Origin of the sequence: Lacihabitans lacunae (assembly GCF_042649125.1) — a bacterium.
Lineage (GTDB): Bacteria > Bacteroidota > Bacteroidia > Cytophagales > Spirosomataceae > Leadbetterella > Leadbetterella lacunae.
Map to the genome: position 1 here is coordinate 4,999,169 of NZ_JBHRYQ010000001.1, position 13,322 is coordinate 5,012,490.

The 13,322-nt window shown below is 37.0% G+C and carries 13 protein-coding genes and 1 pseudogene; 2 read left to right on the forward strand and 12 right to left on the reverse strand.

From position 1 onward, the window contains the following. The first annotated feature begins 356 nt into the window (after positions 1-356). The gene (locus tag ACFOOI_RS21150; RefSeq protein ID WP_379840092.1) at positions 357-1,637 is read left to right on the forward strand and encodes an NAD(P)/FAD-dependent oxidoreductase; all 1,281 of its coding nucleotides are present in this window, start codon (positions 357-359) and stop codon (positions 1,635-1,637) included. Positions 1,638-1,727: 90 nt separating this feature from the next. On the opposite strand, the gene ACFOOI_RS21155 is transcribed toward ACFOOI_RS21150, so the two are convergent. Continuing rightward, a complete protein-coding gene (locus ACFOOI_RS21155; RefSeq protein ID WP_379840093.1) occupies positions 1,728-2,714 on the reverse strand; it encodes an App1 family protein in 987 nt (328 codons plus the stop codon). Here ACFOOI_RS21155 and ACFOOI_RS21160 point away from each other — a divergent pair. Then, the gene (locus tag ACFOOI_RS21160) at positions 2,713-3,597 is read left to right on the forward strand and encodes a diacylglycerol/lipid kinase family protein (RefSeq protein ID WP_379840094.1); all 885 of its coding nucleotides are present in this window, start codon (positions 2,713-2,715) and stop codon (positions 3,595-3,597) included. The genes ACFOOI_RS21155 and ACFOOI_RS21160 overlap by 2 nt on opposite strands. A gap of 384 nt (positions 3,598-3,981) precedes the next feature. Here ACFOOI_RS21160 and ACFOOI_RS21165 read toward each other — a convergent pair whose 3' ends face one another. The 11 genes and pseudogenes from ACFOOI_RS21165 to ACFOOI_RS21215 all read right to left on the reverse strand — a co-directional run bounded on the left by ACFOOI_RS21165 (position 3,982) and on the right by ACFOOI_RS21215 (position 13,290). Then, positions 3,982-4,416 (reverse strand): hypothetical protein, encoded by a 435-nt coding sequence (locus ACFOOI_RS21165; RefSeq protein ID WP_379840095.1) that lies wholly within the window; start codon positions 4,414-4,416, stop codon positions 3,982-3,984. Between the two features lie 11 nt (positions 4,417-4,427). Continuing rightward, complete coding sequence (locus ACFOOI_RS21170; RefSeq protein ID WP_379840096.1) at positions 4,428-4,616, reverse strand: CsbD family protein; 189 nt, start codon at positions 4,614-4,616, stop codon at positions 4,428-4,430. A 403-nt stretch (positions 4,617-5,019) separates the two neighbouring features. After that, positions 5,020-7,377: a glycosyltransferase gene (locus ACFOOI_RS21175; protein WP_379840097.1), complete on the reverse strand. Its 2,358-nt coding sequence runs from the start codon at positions 7,375-7,377 to the stop codon at positions 5,020-5,022. After that, positions 7,367-8,416: a glycoside hydrolase family 130 protein gene (locus tag ACFOOI_RS21180; protein ID WP_379840098.1), complete on the reverse strand. Its 1,050-nt coding sequence runs from the start codon at positions 8,414-8,416 to the stop codon at positions 7,367-7,369. The genes ACFOOI_RS21175 and ACFOOI_RS21180 overlap by 11 nt, the downstream gene beginning before the upstream one ends. A 24-nt stretch (positions 8,417-8,440) precedes the next feature. Continuing rightward, entirely contained in the window at positions 8,441-8,563 is a 123-nt protein-coding gene (locus tag ACFOOI_RS21185) for a hypothetical protein (RefSeq protein ID WP_379840099.1), read from the reverse strand. A 153-nt stretch (positions 8,564-8,716) separates the two neighbouring features. Further along, positions 8,717-9,604, reverse strand: coding sequence for an MlaD family protein (locus tag ACFOOI_RS21190; protein ID WP_379840100.1), 888 nt, complete (start codon positions 9,602-9,604; stop codon positions 8,717-8,719). A gap of 52 nt (positions 9,605-9,656) precedes the next feature. Next, positions 9,657-10,397, reverse strand: a pseudogene (locus tag ACFOOI_RS21195) (ABC transporter ATP-binding protein). Between the two features lie 61 nt (positions 10,398-10,458). Next, on the reverse strand, positions 10,459-11,217 hold the full coding sequence (locus ACFOOI_RS21200; protein WP_379840101.1) for an MlaE family ABC transporter permease: 759 nt from the start codon (positions 11,215-11,217) through the stop codon (positions 10,459-10,461). 79 nt (positions 11,218-11,296) lie between these two features. Further along, complete coding sequence (locus ACFOOI_RS21205; protein WP_379840102.1) at positions 11,297-11,905, reverse strand: porin family protein; 609 nt, start codon at positions 11,903-11,905, stop codon at positions 11,297-11,299. A gap of 101 nt (positions 11,906-12,006) precedes the next feature. After that, on the reverse strand, positions 12,007-12,414 hold the full coding sequence (locus ACFOOI_RS21210) for a low affinity iron permease family protein (protein WP_379840103.1): 408 nt from the start codon (positions 12,412-12,414) through the stop codon (positions 12,007-12,009). Between the two features lie 27 nt (positions 12,415-12,441). Then, positions 12,442-13,290 carry a universal stress protein gene (locus tag ACFOOI_RS21215; protein WP_379840104.1) on the reverse strand — a complete coding sequence of 283 codons (849 nt, stop codon included), beginning with the start codon at positions 13,288-13,290 and terminating at the stop codon, positions 12,442-12,444. Positions 13,291-13,322: the final 32 nt, after the last annotated feature.

Sequence of the window (13,322 nt, forward strand, 5' to 3'; positions counted from 1 at the left end):
GCACATTAAAATCTTTTATGTCGATTTAGGATTAACGGCGTCCGACTAAAGTATTCTTTATTAACAAATAGACCCCGAATTGCAATTCAAGCTACTTTTTTGCCTTGAGTAAAAATGACCCTCTATTTACTTTGTGTCGGCTGCCGCCTAGGCCTTCATTTTTTTTCAAAAAAAAAACGAAGCAAAAAAAACAGCACCCAGCAAACTCACGCACTCAAAATTCTTTTAATCAGTAGTTTATAAAAAGACTATTTTTGAAAAAGAATTTCGATTGCGTTCAAACAGTGCTGGCTGATATAATGAACAAAATTTATTTATTTTTATTCGGATACCAGAAATTTAGAATAACATTTAAAATGAAAAATAAGAAACATATCGTAATCATAGGTGCTGGTTTTGCGGGTCTAAAATTGGCCCGAAGGCTAAATAACCACCCCGACTACCGCATTACACTCATAGACAAGAACAATTACCATCAGTTTCAGCCTTTGTTTTATCAGTTGGCAATGGCGAGTTTAGATGCCAGTAATATTTCTTTTCCGCTGCGGCACATGTTTAAAAAAAGCAGAAATGTCAGTATCCGCTTGTCTGAGGTAAATAGCATAGATACCGCAAATAACCTAATAGAGACATCAGGAGGCAGGTATAGCTACGATTATCTGGTGATAGCGACTGGTGCAACCACCAATTATTTTGGAAATAAAAGTATTGAGGAGCAAGCTTTTCCTATGAAGTCTACCTGGGAGGCCTTGCAAATACGCAACTCTTTGCTTCAACATTTTGAAGATGCGGTTTCCTCTAAAGTGGCAAAAACCGAGAAGCTATTATCTGTGGTAATAGTGGGTGGTGGGCCCACAGGTGTAGAGCTAAGCGGGGCCTTAGCCGAAATGAAAAGAGACTCTTTGCCAAACGAATATCCAGAGTTAGATTTTTCAAAAATGAAGGTCTATTTATTAGAGGGTAATTCTAAGCTGTTGGGCAATATGAGTGAAGCCTCCTCAAAAAAGTCAAAGGAATATTTAGAAGAAATGGGCGTTACGGTAATGCTTAATACTATAGTGAAAGACTATGACGGTGAGCGAGTTAAGTTACAAGATGACACCGAGATAGCGTCTACTTTGTTGATTTGGGCGGCTGGCGTAAAAGGCAGTATACCCAATGGTGTAGACGTGTCTTTACTAACAAAATCTAATCAAATTAAGACAGATTTATTTAATAGGGTCCATACTTTAGAAAATGTTTTTGCCGTTGGCGACATAGCGTTTGTTCAGACGCCTGAGCATCCAAAGGGGTTTCCACAGTTGGCAAGTGTGGCCATAGACCAAGCCATAAATTTGGCTAATAATTTTAAGTTAATAGCTGCTGATAAGGAAATGAAGCCATTTGAATATGTAAATAAAGGCAGCATGGCAACAGTAGGCAGAAACAAAGCGGTAGTAGACTTAGCGAAACCAAAACTAAGTTTTCAGGGATTTTTTGCATGGCTAATCTGGATGACTTTACACTTGTTTTTACTCATAGGTTTTAAAAACAAGCTAATCGTATTTATCAATTGGATTTATAAATATTTTACGCATCGCCAATCTCTTTCGCTATTGTTTGAGCCTTTGAGAAAAATGCGTGATAAAAAGGAATAAAAATAGGGTAGAACTTATTTGCTATTATTGATTAAAAACAGAATGTTTATTTCGTTGAAATTTAGACGAAAGGCTTTAAGTGCCTTGTTATCAATTGAGTAAGCCAATTGTTTTGGCATGTAGAATAGCCTCGTCGGTGTGTTTAAATTGGCAGGTGAATACGTTTTTGTTTTCGATTGATTCTAAAAGTTTGGTAGTAACAGCTTCTTTTTTTAGGCTAACATTTCGAATATAAATAGCAAAAATACGGTCCGAATATTTATTTACAATGGAGGTATAAATGACAGGGTCGCTTTGTGAATTATCGCCTAATAATATAAATTTTTGCTTAGGAAATGCTTTTAATATCCGCTCTGTTCGGGTCAGTTTTCCTTCATGTTTTGTTTTTCCGGTGCTTAATAGTTGGTACCATTTCTTTATTTCGTTTAGCAGGAAAACTCCTTTTGGCAAGCCATTGTGTTTAAAAAACTCATTTAGGTCGTCGTACAAATTCCATTCGCTGCTAGAAACGTAGAAAAAAGGATTTGGCAAGTTAGCTTCGGTGTGGCTCTGGGCCAATAAATTGTATAATCTAACCACGTCGGCAAATGTTTTGCGGCTTCTAGGGTTTTTAGTGAGCATTACTCGTAGTTTTTTTCCGGTATTGGCCGAATGTGAAACCAGAACGGTGTCGTCGATATCAGAGATAAAACCAAATTGGGTAGAATTGGGCACAAAGAGTTTTCCCTCGGCAGAATTTATTTCATGGTCTTTGTTATCAACTAAATGCACTTTTACCAAATGCCAACCGGCTGCTACTTCGGTGTTTGATTGCCATTCAAATTTAAAAAAACCGTCGGGAGCGGATGTGGTATAAAACGTTTGATCTCCCCACTGCAATTTTAACTTCGCATTTGGAATGGGTTTTATAAAGAATAGCTTAATTAAATGAACGAAATTAAAGAATATGTTATCACTGAATTTGCTTGGGAATGATTTTTTACCGGCTAATACATGGCCATATATAACCAAGTTGTCTGTATGCCCGTAGCCATGGTATACGTTAATAGTTGCCGAAATATTATTATTTTTATTCATGAAAAACGCTGAAAATAAGCTCATTTTACTTTTTGTAATCAATCCCGGTTCAGGAAACAACCAAATAAATTGGGCATTGGAAATTACAAATTATTTTGCTCAAACACACCATACAATCGAACTTTATACGCTTTCAAAAGAATTTAAATTGGGGCCATTGAAATCCAAGATAAAGTCTCTGTCGCCTGACCAAGTGATAGCCGTAGGTGGCGACGGAACCATTAAATTAGTAGCCGAGTGTTTGATGCATACAAACATAAAAATGGGCATGCTGCCTGCGGGTTCGGCAAATGGCTTGGCAAAAGAACTGGGCATAAGCGAAGTGCCTTCAGAAGCCTTAGATGTGGTGCTTAAGGGCTACTCAAAAAAAATTCACGTGACCGAAATCAACAAGGAGATATGTATTCACCTGAGCGATATTGGCCTAAATGCCTATGCCATTAAAATGTTTGAAACCCAAGGCATACGCGGTATGTGGGGATATTTGATGGCTACCATAAAAGTACTTTTACAGAACCCAATCTTAGAGGTTGAGATGCGTATTGATGGAAAATTGATAAAAACCAAGGCTGCCATGATCATCGTGGCCAATGCCACCAAATATGGAACGGGCTTAGAGGTTAACCCCATTGGAAAATTAGACGATGACTTGTTTGAGGTTATTGTGATTAAAAAGATATCCCCACTCGAGATATTTAAAAGGGCTTTTACAAATGAAGATTATGATTCCGAAAAAACGGAGGTGTTTCAAACCAACGCTTTAACAATGACTTCCAGAAAAAAAGTACACTTCCAAATCGATGGGGAATACCTCGGAAAGGTGACAAAAATCAAAGCCAATATTTTGATAAATGCACTCGACATAGTGGTGCCAGAATCATAAGACGGCTTTTCATTATTTGAGAGTTTTTTTATTATTAATATTAAAATAAAAGCTAATTATTGCTATTAAATAATTGATTGTAAGTAGTTTGTTAATGTTTACAATTATCCACAAAAAACGCCGTCCTTATAAAAGACGACGTTTCTAATTTACCCTATATATCCACTATAACTTAATTTTGATATTTATTTGAGTTTTGCATTTTCAATCCACTTTTCATTAAGTTGTAAGACCTAATCGATTTTTTCAATAACATCTGAGATGTTTTTTTCGACTTCCTTTTAGTAAGTAAAGTGTACAATAGGTTTCCACCTATTATAATTAGTGCTGCGATTGAAATTATTTGAATAATCATGGCTATAAATTTTAATAATTTATAATGTGTTATTTAACATTTTTAACTGTCAAGTCTTTAAATGCCTTTCCTAGTTCGTCCATATCATGCGAAAACTCGATTTTAAATTTGTCCCAGTTTTCTTTGCTGTCGGCTTGGTAGACTTCCATCTTCATTTTCAAGTCCGAATTTTTTGCCTCGAGAACCGCGATATCTTTAATGTATTGGTCTCTTGTTTCTTTCTTCTCAGTTTTTACCCTGGCATTAAACTCGGCAATACTTTTATCGTTTTGAATGATTTTGTCTGCTGTTTCTAGCTTGTATTTTTCTACTTCTAGTAGGTAGTCATCGTTAGCTTCTTTCAAGTCATCGCCTGCTTCTACCACCTGTGAAGTAGCTTCATCTACTTTATCCTTGTCGCTTTTGCAGCTTGTGGCACTTAAAACTGTAGCTATCGCTACAATAGTCAAATATGTAATTTTCATTTTGGTAATTATTACAGATTTGAAATAAGCGTTTGAATCTCTTCTTTGGTCTTACCAAGTTTTTTTTGCAGCCTTCCCATCAGTTCGTCTTGTTTGCCATCTGCCAATAATAAATCGTCGTCAGTGAGCATCGCAAATTGTTGTTTCAGTTTGCCTTTTGTCTCGTTCCAGTTTCCTTTTAATTCTGTTAGATTTGCCATTTTATATTTGTTTTTTAATTAATAATCAAAGGTCATTTATTTTGCCTTCTGTAGTCTTACAGAATAATGGTTAAAGTTTATACAATTCACACATGGTGTTTTAAAATATTGGTATACATTGTTTTACGTTTTGTGCTGATACTGAAAAGGGGCATTTTTTAAAATGTTTTACCTAGTGTGAATAGTAAATAGTAAAACTTCTTATGAGATTTTGTGTAAAAAATATGTACCCTAATTTTATCAAGAATAGATGTCCAAATATTTCCCCAATAGTGTGGAGTTTTTGAGAATGTTTTTAAACACATATTATATCTTATAGAAAGTCCATCGTCTTTTTTCGAAAGAAATTAAAAGTTGTGTCATTCAGCATTGTATCAATCGATTGTTTTGACTAAAGGTGTATTCAATAAAACTCAGCTAATTCAATCGCTTTTTTGACCGAAAGGCCTTTTTGAATTTTAATGTTTTCCATTGTTAAGCTTGCCATAAGGTAACTCACCGTAGACTCTGCCCCTTGGTTTATGTTAACGTAAGTGTCTTCTAAACCGTCGTAGCAGCCGCCTGTGCAGGGGTTATAAATGATCTGGTGGAGGTGGTTGTTTCCTAAAAACCAACTAAACGCCACTTGCATTTTTTCTTGATAATTGTTTTCATGAAAAACTCCTCTAAATTTTTCTAAAGCCAATATCGTATACGCTACATCTATGGCTTGTTCGCCACCTTTTTGGGTTCTGTTTGCTTCCTCGCCCCTAAATAACCAGCCGTTGTTTGATATCACGGTTATGGTTTCGTCGGTAAATATTTTAGACAACAGAAAATCGAAACTTAACTTTGCTATGTCTTTATAAATAGGCTCATTGGTTACCAAATACGCACACAGCATAGCCTCGGGCAAAATACTGTTTCCATACGTTAAATAGCTCTCAAACCAGTTCCAGTCGTTTTTTGACTCGTGATAATACATTTGCACCAGCCTGTTTCCCAATTGTGATATCAGGATGACATCACTAAGTTTTTTACTCACCGTATTTCTGTAATACAAGCCTTTGATAATAAAAGCCATGGCTCGCGATGAGTGTATTTCTAAGGCGTTTGTAAGTGCAAAGTCGAAGGCTTTTTCGGCTTTAAGAACCAATGCCTCAGGTAAGTTGGCAGCATTAGATATCAAATACCCTAAGGCCCAAATGGCCCGCCCATTAGAGTCTTCGAGGTTGGTTTCATAGTTTTGAATCGTAAACTGCTGCTCTTCGTTTACATAGTTTAAAAAACGGGTGTCGTTTTGTAAACAAAAAACTATAAAGTTGAGGTAAATCTTAATATATGCTAAGTCCTCAGCTTCATTGGTTTTTTGGTAATGCATACAGGTTGCCACCAAGGCCCGGGCGTTATCGTCAACGGTATATCCCGAATCTATATCTGGCTCGTTGATTATAGAAAACTGGATTAAGCCAAAATTGGTCGTTAGTTTTTTAAGATAATCGAGATTCATTTCCGGAGTTTTATAGTTTAAAAGTAGTTTCTTGTCCGATAATTCTTGAAACAAAAGTGCATGAGCAATGGCGGCGTTTTCCCAGGCAGTGGGTGCCATGCTATGCAATCCGATTGACCTAATTTCCTTTCTGAGGGTATCGCTTTTGAGCAATTTGTTTATCTCGGTGGCCAATTGTTTGGAATCTCCAAAATCAAAAGTCACACCTGCACCTTCTTTCAATACTTCAACCGCATGCGGTATGGGTGTAGACACGATCGGGCAGCCACAGCTTATGGCGTAAGAGAATGTACCGCTTACGGCTTGGTTGGGGTCTTTTGATGTAAAAACATAAATATCAGTAAGTTGTAAGTATTCGAGAAGGTCAGTCAGCGGCAAAAAATAGTTAATAAACCTCACGTTTTTGGTTAGTCCCAATTTCTCTACTCTATAAATGAGCATATTTCTATACTTCTCACCTTCTTGGTTTGCTACGTTTGGGTGAGTTTTACCTATAATCAAAAACATTACGTCTTTATTAGCTTTTACTATTTTGGGTAGGGCATCTATAGTAGTTTCTATGTTTTTTCCTGAGCTTATTAAGCCAAAGGTAGAGAGTACTTTTTTGCCTTGTAGGTTATATTTTATCTTTAAAAGGTCTTTGTCAAGGTGCTGCACCAAGTGAGTACCATGCGGTATTACTTTGATTTTTTCTTGTAAAATACCATAGTCTTCTACCAATATTTTCATAGAAGAGTTTGTCATCACCACTATGGCCTCGCTTTGAGCGGCCAGTTTGATCACGTTTTGTTGCAATGCCGCGTTTGGATTTGGCAATACCGTATGAAAACCCATAATGATAGGCTTATGGAGTGCAATCAAAAATTGCTGAAACTCCAGTTCTTTTTTATTATAAAAACCAAACTCGTGCTGCACCATCACCATAGAAATGGCTTTGTCTTGGTTTATTTTATCTGCCAATTTGGCAAATGAACCGGGCTCGTCGGTGTTGAGTTTATATTTTACTTTGGGACCATACGGGTGCTTTTCGGTATTCGACTCTAAGGCACAAATTCTGATTTTAAATGAATCCTGAAATTTGTTTTTCAAGGCTTCCACAAGGTCTTTTGAGTAGGTGGCTATACCACACTCGCGAGGAGGGTATGAAGTAAGGAATAGGATTTCGGGTAGCGAATCGGAGCTTTCTGACTCAGGTTTGAAAGCGTTAACCATATTTTGTTGCCTTTCAAAACCAAAGATACTGTTGTGATTAAAAAGCGTTTCATTTCTCATTTTGTATTGAATTTTTCTTTAGTTCAAGTAATAATTCTGATAAACTTACCGATGCGTAGCAAATGCGTTCGTCTGCCGCACCGTAGTAGATATAAAGCGTGTCTCCGAAAAGAGCTGTTCCCGTAGGAAAGCAAACGTTATTCACTTCGCCATTGATTTCCCAAATTCGGGTGGGTTCAAAAAGCGGATATGGCAATCTGCCAATTTCTTTTTGTGGGTTTTCGAGGTCTAGTAATGCCGCACAGGCCGAATAGATATAACCATTTATAGAATCTCTGACTCCATGATAGATTATGAGCCAACCGTCTTGGGTTTCTATAGGCGGACATCCACCTCCGATGTAGCTTATTTCGTGATCGTATTTTGATGATAAAACCACGTTTTCCTTAAAGGTTGAGAAATATTTCACCCAAAACTGCTCTGTCAGTTCTTCTAACTTTTCTACACCCACAAGTATCTGTATGTCAGGCTTTATACGGTGCAGGAAATAGAATTTTCCATTTAACTTTCTTGGAAAAAATATTAGGTTTTTATCCCAAAGCAATACCTCTTTCTCTGTAGATGATTGCAGGTGGTTTTGGTCATTAAACCTTACATATTTGTTGTCATTGTGGATGTTTTCTTGCGGCACTAGTAGATTAAACTCATCGTAAGTAATTTGTGGAACTATGATGCCTTTCTTTTCCCAATGAATGAGGTCAGTCGAAACTGCCAATGCTCCAAGTGCATTTATGCCGTCATAAGCCGTATATGTCAAATAATAAAGGTCATCTATTTTTACAATTCTGGGATCCTCCAAGCCATGAGACTCATAATCAAAATCAGGAACTATTATGGCAGTTTGGTTCCTTTTTACTACGGTATGTGGCCCTTCCAATTTGCAATAGCCGATACTTGAGTAATTGTAAAAACTTACCGCCCTATAAAACATATGGACAAATTCGCCCTCTTTTATGGTGGCAGGATTGAGCACTCCACTGTTTTCAAATTCAATGGGTGTTTTCTCTATTAGAATTCCTTTTTTTATTACTTCTATCATTTCGTTATACGGTTTTCGTTGAGTTTATACGGAGGTTTGGCCACGTTTTTCGTTACGTTTCGCTGCTTTTTCAGAGCGTTTTTCTTTTAGACTTTTGGCGGGAGCTTTTTTGCCCGACTTATCTTTTGTATCCTTATTATCTGACATTTGACTTATTTATTTATAGTTCAAAGGTCAAGATTTCACCTGCAAAATGTGTTACAGAACTCTTGCAGTTTGTTATAACATTCACACATTTTGGGCATAAAAAAAACCATCTGATAAGATGGCGTCTAAGAGATAGGAGAAGTACGGTTTGTTTTATGGTTTTATACTGTCTTTTGGTGTTAAAGTTGGCGTGGAGGTGCTTACTTTATTCACTATCTCATTTAGTTTTTCTTCTTCCTTTTTTATTTCATCATCTTCTTTTTTATTAAAATAACCTCTCAGAAAAATACTGTTTTTGGCGGCTTTTATAATTTCATTTAACCCGCTAGAACCCGTCTTAAGGTTCATCATGGTGGAGTCAAGCGTACGGCTAAATTTTTCGTCTATCACTACTTTTGCTAAGGCACCATTCCCGTTGTTCATTTTTTCGGTAAATTCCGCAAATTTCCTAGAGCTGGTCTGTAAATTATTAAGAGTACCCTGGAGATTCTCAGAAAACTCTTCGTCTGATATCATTTTTGAGAGGGCTCCATTTCCATTGTTTACTTTGTAACTAAACTGAGCCAAGTTATCAGAAATCAAGTTTATATTGTCGATGCTTTTTTTCATGCTTTGCATCAAATCCTCTATTTCAATGGCTTTTTTAGAAACCAAAAAATCGTTGTCTTTTACCGAATTTCGATTAATATTTCCTGGCCAAATCATCAGCACTTTTTCGCCCATTAGACCATCTGAGCTGATACTCACCTTGGCATCAGATTTTATAAAGGCCTGGGCATTTTTTTCAATAACAATTTCTACAATAACCGAAGTGTCAGACGTCATTTCGATGCTCTCTACCGTTCCGATGTTTATTCCCGAAAACTGTACATTGTTCCCGAGTTTTAGCCCACTTACGGTTCTGAAATGTGATTTTAAATGAATGTTAGCTCCAAAAAGGTTTCTTTGTTTGCCCACATAGTAAATTGTAGTCGCAAAAAGTACGATTCCGATGGTAACAAATAGCCCCAGTTTCCATGTAAATCCCGATTCCTTATTCATTTAAATTTATATTTTGTTGATATTCTATTTCTTAATATTGGGTTTTAGTTTTTTAAGGGAAAAAAGACCTCACCCAGTCATCTTTACTAATTTCTAGTTCTGCGTAAGTTCCTTCTGCATAAGCTATTCCGTTTCTCAAAATTATGATTCTATTGCTTGTGAATTTGGCACAGGCCATGTCGTGTGTAATGATAATAGAAGTGGTTTTGTACTTTTTTTGAATATCCAGTATCAGTTCGCTAATCTCTTTGGAAGTGATAGTGTCTAAACCTGTAGTAGGTTCGTCGTAAAGCAATATTTCGGGTTTGAGTATAAGCGTTCGGGCCAAGCCTACTCTTTTTCGCATACCGCCTGACAGCTCCGAAGGCATTTTGTTAATGGCTTCAAGTAAACCTACACTTTCCAAAATATCTTTGATGGCAGTTTCCACCTCTGAGTCGCTGAGTGCCGGCTGGTGTCTTCGCAGCGGAAAAGCGAGGTTTTCGCTTACCGTCATGGAGTCGTATAAGGCTCCGTTTTGAAACAAAAAACCTATTCTGAGTCTAATTTTATTAAGTTCGCCTTCGTCTAATTTGGTTATGTCAGTACCGAAAACTTTTATTTAGCCGCTGTCTGCTTTTACCAATCCTACCAAACACTTGATGGCAATGGACTTGCCTGATCCAGATTTGCCTAAAACCACCAAATTTTCTCCATTTTTTACACTCAAATTTAAACCAATCAATACATCCTTGTCTTCACCAAATGATTTGTAAAGGTCTTTAATTTCAATTACTGGAACATTGTTTTCCACTTAAGTGATTTGATTTTAGGGTGTTATATTCTTGTGAGAGCTTAATTAGTTTTGAAAGATTTTAGAAAAAAAGATCGGTCAATTGTACGGCTAACATGTCAATAATAAAAATAGCCAATGATGCATATACAACCGCCGAATTGGCTGCTTTGCCTACGCTTTCAGTACCGTTTGCGGCAGTGTAGCCCATGTAAGAGCCAATGGTGCCAATAGAAAAACCAAAGAAGAATGTTTTGATGGTGGCAGGTAAAATATCCACATAACCGAGTTGTTCGAAAACCAAGGAATTGTACCTCACCATGTTTAGTTTGCTGTGGATGTTAAACCCTACAAAGCCTCCAAAAATACCGATGCCATCTGCAAAAACTACCAAAAGTGGAATCATGAGTGTGGCTGCAAGTATGCGGGTAACCACCAGATATTTAAAAGGATTGATAGCCGAAACTTCCATGGCGTCTATTTGTTCGGTTACTTTCATAGAGCCCAACTCGGCCCCAATGCCAGACGCCACCTTGCCAGCACAAATGAGTGCTGTTATCACCGGGGCTATTTCTCTGATCAGCGAAAGAGCCACCATGCCCGGCAACCACGACTCCGCACCGAATTTTGACAGTGTGGGACGTGATTGCAAGGTGAGTACCATACCCATAATGAAACCCGTGAAGGCTACCAAAGGCAATGATTTGTAGCCAATTATATAGCATTGCTTTAAAAATTCACGGCCTTCAAATGGCGGCTTAAAGACTTCTTTAAAAAAACGTATCGCAAACTGAATGACTTGTCCAAAATCGCTAAAGAACTTTTTTAAGTTTAACACCATAATACTATCTTTTTTGAAGGATTATCAATGCCGGTTTTAAACTTTCGAATCTAAAGCCTCTTGAAATTTTATGTCAAACTTAACCTTTGCCTACAGGGAAACTTACGCCTACATTTAAACCAAACGATTGGTTTTTGTAAACTACCCCTGGTGTTTTGTTTATGTTTATAAATCCTTGGCTAAAACCTAAGTCTGCATTTAACCACGTACGTGACTTAATTCTGTAGTTAAATCCAACCCCGATTACTCCACCAACGTCAAGTTTTTCGTGGAATGGCTCACCGTCTATTGTCGTTATTTTTGTGCCGTCTTTTACTGTAGTTTTTAACAATCTACCCACATATGGTCCTGCATATATTTTGGGTCTAAGCTTATCGCCTGATTCGCCAAAATAGTAAATACCCGTAATAGGCAATTGTATGTAATGCAATCTGTTTAAATGGTCTGTATCATTAAAGCCACTACCTAACTGCGAATACAAAAGTTTTGCTCCAATGCCAATGTGCTCGTTTACACTATAATTTCCAAAAGCTCCGATAGCCAATCCTGCGATACTTTTAGTGTTTGGTTGTCCAGTAAAACGTGAAGCATTTACACCTATCATAGGGCCTACTGATAAGGTTTGGGCATTAGCAACTCCAATATGGATGCTTAATAATGCAATTAGAACAAGAATAGATTTTAACATTTTCTTAGTGTTTTGTTTTTTATTAATTGAAATGTAAAGGTCGTGTGGTTTAGGCGTTTTATGTTACAGAATTATGTGGTGGACTTACAAAATTCACACAATTAGGCTTTTTTATCGATTTTGGTTTCTTTCGGTTTTTGTATTTGATCCGCCAGTTCGGTGTATTCTTTTTGCAGATCATGAATTTCTTTTTCAGACTTTGATTCTACGTTTATCACGGCCTTGTTGGCTGTTTTGGTTGAAACCACCAGTTCGTTTACTTTGAGGTGCAATGAACCCGAAAATCTGCTAAATTCTTTTTGAATAACAAATAAGCTTAAAAATGTAATGCCGTGAATCATATCTCTCAATACTTCGTTGGTGTCAAGAGTTTCAAAATCTCGGTTTAAAAACCAGAAAATAATCATCATAAATGCTAGAAAAAATGTAATGGAACTCCCTAATATAGAGGTAATAGCAAATGCTATTTTCTCAAAAAACGCTTCGAGGTTTTGATAGGTATTTTTCATGTTTTATTTACTTTTTTCAAAGCCTATTTAAATTTTTTCTTTTTTAAATACCAAAAGCGGCGTATTGGCTTTTTCTACAAAATGCGTGGTTATACTGCCTAAAAATAGGTTGCTAAAAAAAGATTTGTCATATATGGCGAGAGCTAAAACATCCGGTTTGTGCGTACTTACATAGGCTTCTATACCCTCCACCACTTCTTTTCGGTTTAACTCTTTGAATGTGATATTTTTGCCAGAAAACTCTGACTTGAGGTTTTTGATGGTGGCTTTACTTGCTTCGTTTACTTCTTTGTCAAAATACTCGTTGATGTGAATCACTTTGCATTCGGCTCCAAGCGGCGTAGCAAAATCCAGTAAGGTTTGAGTAGCGTTGGTTTCGTTTTCTTCCAAATCAGACGCATATAAAAATGTCAAAGGAACATTAAGACATGCCGTATAAGGCACCACCCAAACAGGACGTTTAGCAGATTTTACTACGCTCTCTGCATTCGAACCTAGCAGCTTGTCTATCGCATTAGTAACGCCTTTGGTTCCTATCACTATCATGTCAGCTTTTACTTCTTCTGCGGTGCGTACTATTATATCAGTAACGATTCCCACCGCAAGTTTTTGTTCTACTTGTACCTTCGGAAGGTTACAAATTTGAATAAGTTTATCCGAAAAATCGCATAGGTTTTTTTCTGCATTTTTTTCAAGCTGATCATCTAATATGACGTTTTGGGCCATCAGCTGCGATTGAGAACTAAGCGATATTATGTGAGTAAAAACATGTAATATCACAAGTTTGGCGTCAAATTTCCTTGCTAACATGCCGGCGTATTGAGCCGCATGTAGCGAGTTTTCACTAAAATCTGTTGGAAAAAGAATAGTTTTCATAGTATTATTTTTTAAGCGAATATGCTGCGTAT